The 15,017-nt window shown below is 68.3% G+C and carries 16 protein-coding genes; 13 read left to right on the top strand and 3 right to left on the bottom strand.

Annotated elements, in window-relative coordinates:
* Window positions 1-174: 174 nt before the first annotated feature.
* The 12 genes from PCQ86_RS03600 to PCQ86_RS03655 all read left to right on the top strand — a co-directional run bounded on the left by PCQ86_RS03600 (window position 175) and on the right by PCQ86_RS03655 (window position 12,194).
* The gene (locus tag PCQ86_RS03600; protein ID WP_011803980.1) at window positions 175-660 is read left to right on the top strand and encodes an Lrp/AsnC family transcriptional regulator; all 486 of its coding nucleotides are present in this window, start codon (window positions 175-177) and stop codon (window positions 658-660) included.
* 180 nt (window positions 661-840) lie between these two features.
* On the top strand, window positions 841-1,569 hold the full coding sequence (locus PCQ86_RS03605) for a GNAT family N-acetyltransferase (RefSeq protein WP_270174884.1): 729 nt from the start codon (window positions 841-843) through the stop codon (window positions 1,567-1,569).
* 82 nt (window positions 1,570-1,651) lie between these two features.
* Window positions 1,652-2,530 carry an HlyC/CorC family transporter gene (locus PCQ86_RS03610; protein ID WP_270174885.1) on the top strand — a complete coding sequence of 293 codons (879 nt, stop codon included), beginning with the start codon at window positions 1,652-1,654 and terminating at the stop codon, window positions 2,528-2,530.
* Entirely contained in the window at window positions 2,530-4,128 is a 1,599-nt protein-coding gene (gene lnt / locus PCQ86_RS03615; protein ID WP_011803983.1) for an apolipoprotein N-acyltransferase, read from the top strand. The genes PCQ86_RS03610 and lnt overlap by 1 nt, the downstream gene beginning before the upstream one ends.
* 180 nt (window positions 4,129-4,308) lie before the next feature.
* The gene (gene fabA / locus PCQ86_RS03620; RefSeq protein WP_047350077.1) at window positions 4,309-4,833 is read left to right on the top strand and encodes a 3-hydroxyacyl-[acyl-carrier-protein] dehydratase FabA; all 525 of its coding nucleotides are present in this window, start codon (window positions 4,309-4,311) and stop codon (window positions 4,831-4,833) included.
* Entirely contained in the window at window positions 4,830-6,053 is a 1,224-nt protein-coding gene (gene fabB, locus PCQ86_RS03625) for a beta-ketoacyl-ACP synthase I (protein ID WP_011803985.1), read from the top strand. Before fabA ends, fabB begins: the two co-directional genes overlap by 4 nt.
* Before the next feature lie 106 nt (window positions 6,054-6,159).
* Complete coding sequence (gene glyQ, locus PCQ86_RS03630; RefSeq protein WP_011803986.1) at window positions 6,160-7,113, top strand: glycine--tRNA ligase subunit alpha; 954 nt, start codon at window positions 6,160-6,162, stop codon at window positions 7,111-7,113.
* Between the two features lie 30 nt (window positions 7,114-7,143).
* Window positions 7,144-9,306, top strand: coding sequence for a glycine--tRNA ligase subunit beta (gene glyS / locus PCQ86_RS03635; RefSeq protein WP_011803987.1), 2,163 nt, complete (start codon window positions 7,144-7,146; stop codon window positions 9,304-9,306).
* An 84-nt stretch (window positions 9,307-9,390) separates the two neighbouring features.
* On the top strand, window positions 9,391-9,966 hold the full coding sequence (gene gmhB / locus PCQ86_RS03640) for a D-glycero-beta-D-manno-heptose 1,7-bisphosphate 7-phosphatase (protein ID WP_012655568.1): 576 nt from the start codon (window positions 9,391-9,393) through the stop codon (window positions 9,964-9,966).
* A gap of 77 nt (window positions 9,967-10,043) precedes the next feature.
* A complete protein-coding gene (locus PCQ86_RS03645; protein ID WP_012655569.1) occupies window positions 10,044-10,793 on the top strand; it encodes a lysophospholipid acyltransferase family protein in 750 nt (249 codons plus the stop codon).
* A gap of 1 nt (window position 10,794) precedes the next feature.
* Window positions 10,795-11,715: a M48 family metallopeptidase gene (locus PCQ86_RS03650; protein WP_172205782.1), complete on the top strand. Its 921-nt coding sequence runs from the start codon at window positions 10,795-10,797 to the stop codon at window positions 11,713-11,715.
* A gap of 29 nt (window positions 11,716-11,744) precedes the next feature.
* Window positions 11,745-12,194 carry a rhodanese-like domain-containing protein gene (locus tag PCQ86_RS03655; RefSeq protein WP_370567729.1) on the top strand — a complete coding sequence of 150 codons (450 nt, stop codon included), beginning with the start codon at window positions 11,745-11,747 and terminating at the stop codon, window positions 12,192-12,194.
* Between the two features lie 93 nt (window positions 12,195-12,287).
* Here the strand turns inward: PCQ86_RS03655 and lysM are convergent, their stop codons facing one another.
* Window positions 12,288-12,776 (bottom strand): peptidoglycan-binding protein LysM, encoded by a 489-nt coding sequence (lysM, locus tag PCQ86_RS03660; protein ID WP_172205784.1) that lies wholly within the window; start codon window positions 12,774-12,776, stop codon window positions 12,288-12,290.
* A 156-nt stretch (window positions 12,777-12,932) separates the two neighbouring features.
* Here lysM and PCQ86_RS03665 point away from each other — a divergent pair, with 156 nt between their 5' ends.
* Window positions 12,933-13,709: a type III pantothenate kinase gene (locus PCQ86_RS03665; RefSeq protein ID WP_011803993.1), complete on the top strand. Its 777-nt coding sequence runs from the start codon at window positions 12,933-12,935 to the stop codon at window positions 13,707-13,709.
* A 21-nt stretch (window positions 13,710-13,730) separates the two neighbouring features.
* Here PCQ86_RS03665 and PCQ86_RS03670 read toward each other — a convergent pair whose 3' ends face one another.
* Window positions 13,731-14,393 (bottom strand): TetR/AcrR family transcriptional regulator, encoded by a 663-nt coding sequence (locus PCQ86_RS03670; protein WP_270174886.1) that lies wholly within the window; start codon window positions 14,391-14,393, stop codon window positions 13,731-13,733.
* Window positions 14,394-14,485: 92 nt separating this feature from the next.
* Complete coding sequence (locus PCQ86_RS03675; protein WP_270174887.1) at window positions 14,486-14,959, bottom strand: phasin family protein; 474 nt, start codon at window positions 14,957-14,959, stop codon at window positions 14,486-14,488.
* Window positions 14,960-15,017 lie beyond the last annotated feature (58 nt).

A 15,017-nucleotide genomic window follows, 5' to 3' on the forward strand; every position in this document is an offset into this window, starting at 1 on the left:
TTAGGGTGTGTCGCTTCACTGTAGGAGGGGCGGGGCTCATGTTTCTGGCGAATGCGCACGGGTTTGAGTGTGGATATGCAGGAATGTTGCGCAACGTCAATGCGATGTGCATCCATTTCGCGTTAGGGAACACGCGGGTGCGTCTCGTGCGGCGCGTGCCTAGAATCCGCCGCCATGAGCGAACGCACCCCCGCCCTCGACAAGCTGGACCGTGCCATCCTGCGCCGCCTGCAGGACAACGGCCGCGAGACCTATGACGTGATCGGCGAACAGGTGGGCCTGTCGCCCAGCGCCGTGTTGCGCCGCGCCAAGCGGCTGGAGGAAGAGGGCGTGATTGACCGCTACGTGGCTCTGGTACGCCCCGAGCGCGTGGGCCTGGGACTGACCGCCTACCTGAACGTGCGCCTGGAAAAGCACACCGAGAGCCACAAGCGCAACCCGATGGACCTGTTCCGCGCCAGCGTGCAGACCTGGCCCGAGGTGGTGGAGTGCGCGTCGCTCACCGGCGAGATGGACTACCTGCTGCGCGTGGTGGTGGCCGACATGGCGCACTACAGCCGCTTCATCATGGACACGCTGCTCAAGCACCCCAGCGTGCAGGACTGCAAGACCAGCTTCGTGCTGGACCGGGTCAAGGCCACTACCGCCCTGCCGGTGTAGATAAAAAAGGCACGGCAGTCGCGTGGCGGACAGAGGAAGTCCTGTATTGATAGCTGCTTGCGCTTACTGGGTAAGGGCTAGAGGCCATTTTTCCCTTGGATCTGATTTCCCCCACTTTTTTGTTGCATTGCAGCATATGCGCCCCAGATTCCTAGGGAAAACCCTAGAATCGGCCGCATCATGCTTTCAACCAAAGACTGGCTTCGCGCTTCCTGGAACGCAGGGCGACAAATGCTGCGCCCCGCCGCCGGGGGACGCTTCCACCGAGGTTTTGCCATGAACACTGTGATGGTGCCCATCCGTTCGCTCGGCCCGCAGCACCGCGAGCGCATTGCCGCCCACCTGCTGCGCCTGGAGCCGCGCGACCGCTACCTGCGCTTTGGCTACGCCGCCAACGACGACCAGGTGCGCCGCTACGTCGAGTTGCTGGACTTCTCGCGCGACGAGGTGTTCGGCATCTTCAACCGCCGCCTGGAGTTGATCGCCATGGCCCATGTGGCGTTTGCGCCATCGGGCGAGTACGAAAGTTGCGCCGAGTTCGGCGTCTCGGTCTCGGCCACGGCGCGCGGGCGCGGCTACGGCGCGCGGCTGTTCGAGCGCGCGGTGATGCTGGCGCGCAACCGCGGCGTGAGCATGATGTTCATCCACGCGCTCACCGAGAACACGGCCATGCTCAAGATCGCGCGCAATGCCGGCGCCACGGTGCGCCGCGACGGATCCGAATCCGAGGCGTACTTGCAGCTGCCGCCCGCGCGCTTCGACACGCGCGTGTCCGAGATCATGGCCGAGCATTTCGGCGAAGTGGACTACCAGCTCAAGAAGCAGGCGCGGCAGTTCTGGCGCTTCCTGGCCGACCTGCAGGAAATCCGCCAGGGCGTGCGCGACGGCCGCCACCAGGCCGCCGAGTAGGCAGGCGTGCCCCGCGGGTGCGCGGGGCGATCCGCTATCCTTGGGGGCTGATCCACTCCCTGCACAACCTGCACCCGTCCCCGTGTCCGACCCCCACCCTGCGCGCGCCTCCGACAAGGAGGACAAGCGCACGTTCCTGCAGCGCCTCGTCGAGTTCATCAACCCCGGGCCGGACTCGACGGCCGAGCTCATCGCCACGCTGGCCGAGGCCGAGGACAACGACGTCATCAACGCCGATGCGCGGGTGATGCTGGAGCGCGTGCTGCGCATGGCCGAGATGACCGCGGGCGACGTGCTGGTGCCCGCGCCACGCATGGACATGCTGGACATCGACGCGCCGGTGGACGAGCTCATGCACCAGGTGCTGCAGACCGCGCACTCGCGCTTTCCGGTGTACCAGGGCGAGCGCGACAACATCATCGGCATCCTGCTGGCCAAGGATCTGCTCAAGCTCTGGCGCTCGCCGGGGCTGAACGTGCGCACGCTGGTGCGCCCGGCGCTGTTCGTGCCCGAGAGCAAGGGCCTGCATGACCTGGGGCGGGAATTCCGCAACACGCGCAACCACATGGCCATCGCCATCGACGAGTTCGGCCGCATCGCCGGTCTGGTGACGTTCGAGGACGTGATCGAGCAGATCGTGGGCGAGATCGAGGACGAGTTCGACATCCCCGAGGACGAGGGCGACATCTTCGGCCTGGCCGACCGCACCTTCCGCGTGAGCGGCGACACGCCCGTGGAGCGCGTGGCCGAGGCCTTCGGCGTGGCGCTGCAGGGCAGCGACCCCGATGAGAGCTTTGACACCATCGGCGGCCTGATCGCGCACGAGCTGGGCCGCATGCCGCGCAAGGGAGAGTCCGTGGTGCTCGGCGGCCTGCAGTTTGTGGTGATGCACACCAAGGGCGGGTCGGTGCGCTGGTTCAAGGTCGCACCGGCGGCGGCCACGCCCGAGTCCGAACGCTGATGGCCGTCGCACCGCCCCTGGCCGCGCACGCACCGCGCCGCGGCCCGTTGCCCTGGGTGCTGGCACTGGTGGCCGGGCTGGCGCAGGCCGCATCGCTGGCCTGGCCCTGGGGCGGGCAGCCGCTGTGGTGGCTGCAGATCCTGTCGCTGGCCTTGTGGGCGCATGTGCTGCTGGGCGCCGGCGGTACACGCCGGGCCGGCCTGCTGGGCTGGGTGTTCGCCACGGCGTGGCTCGCGGGCACGTTCTGGTGGCTGTTCATCTCCATGCACACGTATGGGGGACTGGCCGCGCCGCTGGCCGTGCTGGCGGTGCTGGGGCTGGCGGCGTTCCTCGGCAGTTATTACGCAGCGGTTTCTGCATGTTTTTGGGCTCTAGCGCCCGTCCATAGAGCGCTGGCAGCTATCGTTTTTGCTGCGCTGTGGTTATTGGCGGAATTGGCACGCGGCCAATGGTGGACCGGCTTTCCGTGGGGCGCGGGCGGCTACGCGCATGTGCAGGGGCCCCTGGCCGCGCTGGCGCGCAGCGTGGGCGTGTACGGCATCGGTGCCGCGGCGGCGCTCTTGGCCATGTTGCTGGCGCAGGCGCGCCGCGCCGACCTGCGCAATGCACGTGCGTGGGCGCTGGTCCTCGCGCTCACGGCCGTGGGGGCAGGGGCCGCCTGGCAGCGCCACTGCGCCGTCGAGGGCTGCGGTGCGCCGCCACCCGTGCATGCGCCGCTGTCGCTGGCGCTGCTGCAGGGCAACATCCCGCAGGACGAGAAGTTCCAGCCCGGCAGTGGCGTGCCGATGGCGCTGCAGTGGTATTACGACCAGATCCACGCGGCCAAGGCCAGCCTGGTGGTGGCGCCCGAGACGGCCATCCCCCTGCTGCCGCAGCAGCTGGTGCCCGGCTATTTGGAGGGCATGGCCGAGCGCTATGCCGCGGGCGGCCAGGCGCTGCTGCTGGGCATCCCGCTGGGCAGCCTGGAAGAGGGCTATACCAACTCGGTGCTGGGCTTTGCGCCCGAGCAGCCGCAGCCCTACCGCTACGACAAGCACCATCTGGTGCCGTTCGGCGAGTTCATCCCGCCGTTCTTCCGCTGGTTCACCGAGATGATGAACATCCCCCTGGGCGACTTCAACCGCGGCGCGGTGGGTCAGCCGTCGCTGGCGTGGGCCGGCGAGCGCATAGCGCCCAATATCTGCTACGAGGACTTGTTCGGCGAGGAAATCGGCGTGCGCTTTCTCGACCCGGCGAGCAGCCCGACCATCCTCGTGAACCTGAGCAACATCGGCTGGTTCGGCAACACCGTGGCGGTGGACCAGCACCTGGCCATCAGCCGTCTGCGCGCGCTGGAGTTCGAGCGTCCCATGGTGCGTGCCACCAACACCGGCGCCACGGCGGTGATCGACCACCGCGGGCAGGTCACGCACCGCATGCCGGCTTATCAGCGCGGCGTGCTGCGCGCCCAGGTGCAGGGGCGTGGTGGCGCCGCCACGCCGTACGCCCGGTGGGTGGCGCGCTGGGGGCTTTGGCCCCTGTGGGCGCTCGGGTTTGCAGTGGCGGGGCTGGCCTGGTGCCTGCGCGGGCGCACAGGGCGGGCGCGGGCTGGAAATTGATCCAGATCATCCCGGCGCGGTAGCCAGCGGGCTTTCCCGGGGCACGGTTACAGGCCAGAGCGCGCGCGAGCCTGGATAATAGAGGGCCTTCGCCGCCCGTGGCCGCGGGCCGCGCGCTGATTTTTTTGCATCAACGACCACCTACCGCGACGGCACGGGCCGTCTGGAGCACGATTGACAATGGCTGATTCCTTCTCGTACGAACAACTCATCGCCTCGGGCGAGGGCCGGTTGTTCGGTCCGGACAGCGGGCGCCTGCCCCTGCCCCCCATGCTGATGTTCGATCGCATCACGCACATCGACACCGACGGCGGCGCGCATGGCCTGGGAAGGATCGTGGCCGAACTCGACGTCAAGCCCGACCTGTGGTTCTTCGCCTGCCATTTCCAGGGCGACCCGGTCATGCCCGGCTGCCTGGGGCTGGATGCCATGTGGCAGCTCATCGGCTTCTATCTCACCTGGCTGCGCCTGCCGGGCCGTGGCCGCGCGCTGGGCGCGGGCGAGGTCAAGTTCACCGGCGAGGTGGGCCCGGACGTAAAGCTCGTGACCTACGAAATCGACCTCAAGCGCGTCATCAAGCGCAAACTCAACATGGCCATCGGCGATGCACGCCTGCTGGCCGACGGCAAGGAAATCTACGTGGCCAACGACCTGCGCGTGGGTCTGTTCCTGCGCGAAGGCGACGCACAGGGAAGCGCAGCATGACCAAGAAACGGGTGGTGATCACGGGCGCGGGCATCGTCTCGTGCATTGGCAACGATCTGCAGACCGTGGAGGAGGCGCTGCGCGCCAGCCGCTCCGGCATCAAGGCCGTGCCCCAGTTCACCGAGCTGGGCCTGCGCAGCCAGGTGGCGGGTGTGCCTGAGATCGACGTCGAGGCGCGCATCGACCGCAAGCAGCTGCGCTTCATGGGCGACGCCGCGGCCTATGCGCAGATTGCCCTGGAAGACGCCATCCAGCAGGCCGGCCTCACCCCCGAACAGGTCAGCCACCCGCGTACCGGCCTCATCATGGGCTCGGGCGGCGGCTCTCCCGCCAACCAAATCGAGGCGGCCGACACGCTGCGCGAAAAGGGCATCCGCCGCGTAGGACCCTACCAGGTCACGCGCTGCATGAGCTCCACCGTCTCGGCGTGCCTTGCGACCAACTTCAAGGTCAAGGGCATCAACTATTCCATTACCTCGGCCTGCTCCACGTCGGCGCACTGCATCGGCGCCGCTGCGCAGCAGATCGCCTGGGGCCTGCAGGACGTGATGTTCGCCGGCGGCGGCGAAGAGCTGTCCTGGGGCATGTCGCTGCTGTTCGACGGCATGGGCGCCATGTCCAGCAAGTACAACGCCACGCCCGAGAAGGCCTCGCGCGCCTATGACGCCAACCGCGACGGCTTCGTGATCGCCGGCGGCGGCGGTGCCGTGGTGCTGGAAAGCCTGGAGCATGCACTGGCACGCGGCGCCACCATCCTGGGTGAGGTCGTGGGCTTTGGCGCCACGAGCGACGGCGAAGATATGGTGGCCCCGTCGGGCGACGGCGCCATCGCCTGCATGCAGCAGGCCATGGAAGGACTGGGCGCGCCCATCGACTACATCAACACCCACGGCACCTCCACGCCTGTGGGCGACATGCAGGAAGTGCGTGCCATGCAGGCGGTGTTCGGCGAGGCCGTGCCGCCGTTCTCCAGCACCAAGTCGCTCACCGGCCATTCGCTGGGCGCCACCGGCGTGCAGGAAGCGATCTACTGCCTGATCATGCTGAACAAGGGCTTCATCGCCGGTTCGGCCAACGTGGAGACGCCGGACCCGCTGCTGGGCTCCATGCCGCTGGTGACCCAGACGCGCGACGCGCAGTTGACACACGTGCTGTCCAACAGCTTTGGCTTTGGCGGCACCAACGCCAGCCTGGTGCTGCGCCGCTGGCAAGGCCAGTGACGGCCTCGGGCCAGGTACGACGGGGGCTGCGGCCCCCGTTTTGCTTGGACGCCTAAAATTGCCGGTTCGCGCGTGCGAGCGCGCCCGCTCTCTCAGACACACAGCCATGCTGACATTCCAACAAATCATCCTCAAACTGCAGTCCTACTGGGCCGACCAGGGTTGCGCACTCTTGCAGCCCTATGACATGGAAGTGGGCGCCGGTACGTCGCATACAGCTACGTTTTTGAGAGCTCTGGGCCCGGAGCCCTGGAAGGCCGCCTACGTGCAGCCCAGCCGCCGCCCCAAGGACGGTCGCTATGGCGAGAACCCCAACCGCCTGCAGCATTACTACCAGTACCAGGTGGTGCTCAAGCCCGCGCCCGACAACATCCTGGAGCTGTACCTGGGCTCGCTCGAAGCCTTGGGCTTTGACCTCAAGAAGAACGACATCCGCTTCGTCGAGGACGACTGGGAGAACCCCACGCTGGGCGCCTGGGGCCTGGGCTGGGAGGTGTGGCTCAACGGCATGGAGGTGACGCAGTTCACCTATTTCCAGCAGGTCGGCGGCATCGACTGCAAGCCCGCCACGGGCGAGATCACTTACGGCCTGGAGCGCCTGGCCATGTACCTGCAGGGCGTGGACAACGTCTACAACCTGACCTGGACCGAGGGCCCGAATGGCGCGAAATTGACCTATGGCGACGTGTACCACCAGAACGAGGTGGAGCAGTCCACCTACAACTTCGAGCATTCCGACGCCGAGTTCCTCTTCACCGCCTTCGGCGCCCATGAAAAGCAGGCCAACCACCTGATGGGCGAGCAGCTCGCGCTGCCGGCCTACGAGCAGGTGCTCAAGGCGGCGCACACGTTCAACCTGCTGGATGCGCGCGGGGCGATCTCCGTGACCGAGCGCGCCGCCTACATCGGCCGCATCCGCAACCTGGCGCGCGCCGTAGCCAAGGCCTACCTGGACAGCCGTGCGCGCCTGGGCTTCCCCATGGCGCCCAAGGCGCATGCCGACGAGGTGCTGGCCGAGCTGGCCAAGGCCGCGGAACAACAGAACAAGAAGGCCGCCTGAGCGCACGCGCCGCGCAGCGAGAAACACACCATGAATCACCAGAATCTTCTTGTCGAACTGTTTGTCGAAGAACTGCCCCCCAAGGCCCTGCAAAAGCTCGGCGATGCCTTCGCGGGCGTGCTGCTGGAGCAACTGCAGGCGCAAGGCCTGACCTCGGCACATTCGCAGCTCACCGCCTTTGCCTCGCCGCGCCGGCTGGCGGCGCACATCACCGAAGTGCTGCCCGCCGCGGCCGACAAGGCGGTGTCGCAAAAGCTCATGCCCGTGGCCGTGGGTCTGGATGCGAGCGGCCAGCCCACGCCGGCGCTGCTCAAGAAGCTGACCGCGCTGGGCGCCGACGCCGCCAGCGTGCCGCAGCTCAAGCGCGTGCACGATGGCAAGGCCGAGGTGCTGTTCTTTGAAAGCATGGCCAAGGGCGCGCTGCTGGCCGACGGCCTGCAGAAGGCGCTGGACGAAGCCATTGCCAAGCTGCCGATCCCGAAGGTGATGCGCTACCAGCTGCAGGACGGTTGGACCAGCGTGCATTTCGTGCGCCCGGCCCACGGCCTGGTGGCGCTCCACGGCACGCAGGTGCTCGTCGGCGTGCAGGCCCTGGGCCTGACGGCCGGCAACACCACGCACGGCCACCGCTTCGAGGCCTCCGTGGACCCGGTCGTGATCCAGAGCGCCGACAGCTACGCCGAGCAACTGCGCAGCGAAGGCGCGGTGATTGCTAGCTTTGCCGAGCGCCGCGCCGAGATCGCGCGCCAGCTGCAGGCGGCCGCCGACCGTGTAGGCGGTGGCGTGCGGCCGATCGAAGACGCCGCCCTGCTGGACGAAGTAACGGCGCTGGTCGAGCGCCCCAATGTGCTGGTCTGCGAATTCGAGAAGGAGTTCCTCGCCGTGCCGCAGGAGTGCCTGATCCTCACCATGAAGGCCAACCAGAAGTACTTCCCGCTGCTGGATGCCGAGGGCAAGCTCACCCACCAGTTCCTGGTGGTGAGCAACATCAGCCCGCAGGACGCCAGCGCCGTCATCCAGGGCAACGAGCGCGTGGTGCGCCCGCGCCTGGCGGATGCCAAGTTTTTCTTCGATCAGGACCGCAAGAAGACCCTGGTCAGCCGCGTGGACCAGCTGGCCAAGGTGGTCTACCACAACAAGCTGGGCACGCAGGGCGAACGTGTGGAGCGGGTGCGCCATATCGCCAAGGCCATTGCCACGCAGCTGTTCACGGCGCTTGCGCAGGGTAACGCGGCGCTGGATTCCCAGGAAGGCGAGATCGCGCAGGACTATCTGCTGACCTGCGTGGACAACGCCGCGCTGCTGGCCAAGACCGACCTGGTCACCGACATGGTGGGCGAGTTCCCCGAGCTGCAGGGCATCATGGGCGGCTACTACGCGGTGAGCGACGGCCTGCCCGACGAGGTGGCGCACGCCATCGAGGACCATTACAAGCCCCGCTTTGCCGGCGACGCGCTGCCGCGCGAGAACGTGGGCGTGGTCGTCGCGCTGGCCGACAAGCTGGAGACGCTGGTGGGCATGTTCGGCATCGGCAACCTGCCCACGGGCGACCGCGACCCGTTTGCGCTGCGTCGCCATGCGCTGGGCGTGATCCGCATGCTGGTCGAGAAAGAGTTGCCGCTGGATCTGGATGCGCTGCTGGCCAGCGCGGTGCCGGCTTTCGGCGACAAGATCGAGGACACCAGCGCCCAGTTGGCCGACTTCATCTACGACCGCCTGGCTGGCTCCCTGCGCGAGCAGGGATACAGCGCGCAGGAGGTGGACGCCGTCATCGCCCTGCGCCCGCAGCGCCTGGCCCTGGTGCCCCGCCAGTTGGAGGCCGTGCGTGCCTTCACCCAACTGGAAGAAGCGCCCGCGCTGGCCGCGGCCAACAAGCGCGTGACCAACATCCTCAAGAAGGCCGGCGAGGTGGATCCGCACGTGAATGAGGAACTACTGCAAGAGCCCGCCGAGAAGGACCTGTACGCCGCGCTGCAGCGCTTCGTGCCCGAGGCCAACGCCCAGTTCGACAGTGGCGACTACACCGCCAGCCTGCAAACCCTGGCCGTGCTGCGCGCGCCCGTGGACGCGTTCTTCGACGACGTGATGGTCAATGCCGAGGAGCTGGCGTTGCGCCTGAACCGCCAGGGCCTGCTCAAGAAGCTGCACATGGCGATGAACCGCGTGGCCGACCTCTCGCGCCTGGCGGTGTGACCGTGCGCGGCTGTGGGGCCTGGACCGTTACGCCGGTGACGGCGGACGCGGGCGGCGCGGCAGCGTTGCTTTGATAATCGCGCCATGAAACTCGCCATCCTGGACCGAGACGGAACGCTCAACGCGCTGGGCGATGGCTTCATCGCCTCGCCCGACGAATGGGTGCCGGTGCCTGGCGCGCTGGAGGCCGTGGCGCGGCTGAACCACGCGGGCTGGCATGTGGTGGTGGCCACCAACCAGCCGGGCCTGGGCCGCGGCCTCTTCGATGCGCAGACCCTGGTGGCCATCCATGCGAAGATGCACCGGCAGCTGGCCACGCTGGGTGGGCGCATCGACGCGGTGTTCTACTGCCCCCACACCGAGAGCGAGCAATGCCACTGCCGCAAGCCCGCTCCGGGCCTGATGGAGCAGATCCGCGATCGCTACGGCGCGGAGGGGCAGGAAATTCTGGTGGCGGGCAGCAGTGCGGCCCACCTGCAGGCGGCGAGCGAGCTGGGCGCGCAACTGCACATGGTCTGCACCGGTCGCTCGGCCCACCTGGACCCGCGCCAGAGCCTGCCGCCCGGCTGGCCCGCCGGCACGCGCGCCCATGCCAGCCTGGGCGCGCTGGCGGATTTCATCGCCCCGCAGAACGGCGCCAGCCTGCCCGTGGCCCTGTGATGCGAAGACTATTGAATTGATAGCTGCTGGCGCTTACTGCATGGGCGCTAGAGGCCAAAAACACTGAAAACTGCTTCATGGCACTGATCCGCTCCATTCTTCATCTGCTGGTGATGGTCGTCACCGTAGTCCCCTACACCCTGGGCATCTTGCTGGTGCGTGTGCTGGGCGGCAGCCCGGCGGCGCGCTACCGCGTGGCGCGCGCCTGGCTGAAGCTGTGCATCGATTCGGCGCGCTGGCTGCTGGGCATCCGCACGCAGATCACCGGCATGGAGCACCTGCCCCAGGGCGAGCAGCAGGGCGCGGTGCTGCTGGTCAAGCACCAGTCCACCTACGAGACCTTCCTGATGCCGGCCATCATGCCGCACCCCCTCGCCTATGTGTTCAAGAAGGAACTGCTCTCGGTGCCGTTCTTCGGCTGGTCCATCGGCAGCCTGGACATGATCCACATCGACCGCGGCCAGCGCGCCCGCGCCTTCGCCAAGGTGCTGCAGCAAGGCCGCCGCCTGTTGGCCAAGGGCACCTGGGTCATCATGTTCCCCGAGGGCACGCGCACGGAACGCGGCGCCAAGGGCGACTACAAGAGCGGCGGCACGCGCCTGGCCATCGACGCCGGCGTGCCCGTGGTGCCGATCGCCGTGACCTCGGCCACGGTCTGGCCGCGCAAGGCCTTCATCAAGCGCCCGGGGGTGGTGCACGTGTCCGTCGGCCGGCCCATCCCCACCGAGGGGCGCAAGCCTGACGAGCTGATGCGCGAGGTGGAGGCGTGGATCGAGGGCGAGATGCGCCGCCTGGACCCCGACGCCTACCCCCCCACCGCCGGCTGACATGCAGCGGTTGGTGCAGCTGGCGCTGGACTTCCTGGGCGGCGGGAGCAGCCCGGATTCCGAGGTGCCACAGCCGAAACGGGCGATGGCGCCGGTCCAACAAGCGCCAGAAGCTCCTTTATTAGTAGCGCCAGCGCCGCCGCTGGGCGATCTGCTCACGCCCGCCGTGTTCCGCCACCCGGCGGCCAGCCGCGAGGTGCTGCTGGGCGACGCGGTGGTGGCCTATGCGCTGCAGCGTGCGCGCCGGCGCTCCATCGGCTTCACCGTGGGGCCCGACGGCCTGTCCGTGCGCGCGCCCTCCTGGGTCACGCTGGCGGGCGTGGATGCCGCGCTGCGCGACAAGGCGCCGTGGATCCTGCGCAAGCTTGGCGAGCAGCAGGCGCGCCGCCAGCAGGAAGAGCGTGCGCGCATCGTCTGGGGCGACGGCGCCGTGCTGCCCTACCTGGGCGAGCCGCTCACCGTGGTGCTGGACCCTACGCACGGCTTCGCCGCGCGCGGTGGAGCGCTCGAGGAGCAGGGCGGCGCAACCGGTCGCGCGCTGCGCATCGCCCTGGCGCGCAGCGCCGCGCCCGCCCAGGTGCGCGACGCGGTGCAGGCCTGGCTGATGCGCGATGCGCGCCGCTGCTTCACCGAGCGGCTGCACCACTTCGCGCCGCTGCTGGATGTGCGCTGGACGCGGCTGCGCCTGTCCAGCGCCAACACCCGCTGGGGCAGCGCGCGGGCCGACGGCTCCATCCGGCTGAACTGGCGGCTCATGCACTACCGCCCGGCCATCATCGACTACGTGGTCGCGCACGAGCTGTCGCACCTGCGCGTGATGGACCACAGCCCGCGCTTCTGGGACACCGTGGCCACCGTGGTGCCCGACTACGCCGCGCTGCGCCGCAGCCTGCGCGAGCAGCCCGCGCCGCCCTGGGACTGATGGGCGCGCGGCGGCCATGGTCTGCCAGAATGGCCGCCATGAACACGCCCACGCCCGACCTCCACGCTTCTGAGCAACCCCTGCCCGCCGAGGGCTACGCCGGCGACGTGAGCCCGCCGCTGGCGTGGCAATGGGTGCGCGCCGGCCAGGCGGTGCTGGTGGACGTGCGCACCGATGCCGAGCGCGACTGGGTGGGCTTCGTGCCCGGCGCCGTGGCCGCGGCCTGGAAGCAATGGCCCGGCATGCAGCCCAATGCCGATTTTGACGCGCAGTTGCGCGCGGCAGTGCCGCCCGGCGGCACGGCGGTGCTGTTGTGCCGCAGCGGCGTGCGCTCGGTGGCCGCGGCGCGGCGCGCGACCGAGCTGGGCATCACGGCCTACAACATCCTGGAAGGCTTCGAGGGCGAGCCGGACGAGAACGGCCAGCGCAACCGGCGCAGCGGCTGGCGCTTTCGCGGCCTGCCGTGGCGGCAGGGCTGAGCGGGTTGCTGGAGTTTTTTGCTCTCAAAAAAATAGCTGCCAGCGCTTGATGTGCAAGCGCTGGCAGCCGTTTTGGCTTGAGATTGCCGGGGCTTACTTGGCCAGCGGTGGAATGCGCAGCTTCTGGCCGGGGTAGATCTTGTCGGGGTGGGTCAGCATGGGCTTGTTGGCCTCGAAGATCACCGGGTACTTGTTGGCGTCGCCATAGAACTTCTTGGCGATGGCGCTCAGCGTGTCGCCGCGCACCACGTCGTGGTACTGCGCTTCGGGCTCGGGGTTGGTCACGCTCATCTGGTTGTCCACGCTGGTCACGCTGGCCACGTTGCCGCAGCACAGGGTGACTTTTTCCTTGGCCGCTTGCGTAGGTGCGGTGCCCTTCACCGTCACCTTGCCCTCGGGGCCTTCGAACTGGACCTGCACGTCGCTCACGCCCAGGTTCTGCGACGCGATGTAGGCCTCGATGGCCTTGCCGGCCTTGTCGTTGAGCTCGGCCTGCGTGGGCGCGGCGGCTGTGGAAGCCTGCGCGTCCTTGCCGCCAAACAGCTTCTCGCCGGCTTCCTTGATGAAACTGAAAAGACCCATGGCTTTCTCTCCTTCTTGGGGGTTGCAGAAACGGTCGGGACCACTATAGCCGTACTGTCCGGCACCGCCATGTCGGAAAAACGCCCGCGCCGGCGGCAGCGCGTGCATTTGCGGCGCTCTGCGGGAGGCAAAGGCAAAAAACGGATAATCCGCGCCATGACTTTCCTGGCCATCGACGTGGGCAACACCCGTCTCAAGTGGGCGTTGTTTGACGCAGCGCAGCCCGGTGCTGGCCTGCTGGCCCATGGCGCTGAATTCCTGGACCATATCGAACGCCTGGCCGAGGGCCCGTGGTCCCACCTGCCTGCGCCCCGGCATATGCTGGGTTGCGTGGTGGCGGGCGACGCGGTCAAGCGCCGCGTGGCCGAGCAGATGGAGCTGTGGGACGTGCCCGCGCGCTGGGTGGTGCCGTCCGCGCAGGAAGCCGGCGTCATCAACGGCTACGACCATCCCACGCGCCTGGGCGCGGATCGCTGGGTGGCCATGATCGGTGCGCGCCACCGCCTGCTGGCCCAGGGGCCCGCGCGGCCGCTGATCGTGGTGATGGTGGGCACCGCCGTGACGGTGGAGGCCCTGGACGCGGAGGGTCGCTTCCTGGGCGGCCTGATCCTGCCCGGCCACGGCATCATGCTGCGCGCGCTGGAGTCCGGCACCGCGGGGCTGCACGTGCCCACGGGCGAGGTGCGCCTGTTCCCATCCAACACCAGCGATGCGCTGACCAGCGGCGGCACCTATGCCATTGCCGGTGCGGTGGAGCGCATGTACCAGCACCTGCGGCAGCACTGCGGGCAGGAACCCGCCTGCATGATGACCGGTGGCGCGGGCTGGAAGATGGCGCCCAGCATGACGCGCCCGTTCGAGTTGGTGGAAAACCTGATCTTTGACGGCCTGCTGGAGATCGCGGCGCGCCGGTTTGCCGAGCTGCCGGCCTGACACGGCCCGCCAGCGCGGGTGTTAACCGGCCTGGTCGTAGGCCCCGACCAGCCGCGCCAGGTGCGCACGCTGGGTGGGCTCCAGGTAGGGCATGAGCAGCCCCAGCACATGCCGCGCGCCGTGCAGCAGCGCAGCCTGCGCGCTCTCGGGTTCCAGCGCCTGGCGCGGAGCGCGCACATACTCGAAGCTGAGCCAGTAGGTCAGCACCACCACCATGCTGGTCGCGGTAGGCTGCATGGCGTCCGCCGGTTCCATCTGCAAGGCGCCACGGCGCCGCAGTGCCTGCAGCAGATCGTGCATGGCGGCGGTCTTGGCTTGTAGCAGCACGGGGAACTGCTCTTCCAGCCGGCGGTTGCACGACAGCAGGTTGTTCAGGTCGCGGTAGAAGAAGCGGTACTGCCAGATCAACTCGAACAGCGTGTGCATGAAGAACCACGCGTCCTCCACGTCCTGCACGTCCGCACCCGCGTGCAGCAGGCCGCTCAGCGCTTCGTCGTAGCGCGCGAAGAGCGCGTTGACGATCTCTTCCTTGGCGGGGTAGTGGTAATAGAGGTTGCCTGCGCTGATGTGCAGGTCCGCGGCGATGGCCGTGGTGGAGACGTTGGGCTCGCCAAAGCGGTTGAACAGCGCCAGGCTGGACTCCAGGATGCGCTCGGCGGTGCGGCGGGGAGCTTTCTTCGCCATGGGCTGTCTCCTCCCATCGGGGGCGTTGTCGTGCTCCGGAAATCTACTCCAGTCGCCCGCGGGTGCACAGCCGGGTTGATGCGGAGGGTCGTTCAACCCTCGTGGGTGGATGGGCGCGACGGCGGCGGCGCGGTTGTCACGCCGTCGCGGTCGGCTTGGCGCTCCTGCAACGCTTGCAATTCCTGCGTGAGGGCGTCGATGCGCTCGTGCAGGGCCTGCACTTCCTGCGCGGTGGGTACGCCGAGGCGCTGCAGGGCCTTGGACACGCGCTCCTCGAAGATGCCCTCCAGCCGGTCCCACTGGCCGGCGGCGCGCTCGCCCAGTCCCGAGGCCATCTGCCCCATGCGCTGCGCGGCCTCGCCCCAATGCTCCTGGGCGGTGTCTTGGGTTTTGCGCTGCAGTGCCATGCCCTCGCGCACCAGGGCCTCAAAGACCCTGCCGCCCTCGGCCTGGGCCTTGGCAAAGGCGCCCAGGCCAGCCAGCCAGATTTGCTGTGCGGACTCCCGGGCCATGCGTGGGAATTCGCGCGCGGGGTCGGTGTCGTCATCGGGAGGAACGCGGGGCATAGGGGGCTCCTTGTGCATTGGCCGGAGTGGTGATTGTGGGTGCCCTCCAGCGTGCGCA

Origin of the sequence: Diaphorobacter sp. ED-3 (assembly GCF_027625375.1) — a bacterium.
GTDB classification, from domain to species: Bacteria; Pseudomonadota; Gammaproteobacteria; order Burkholderiales; family Burkholderiaceae_C; genus Diaphorobacter; species Diaphorobacter nitroreducens.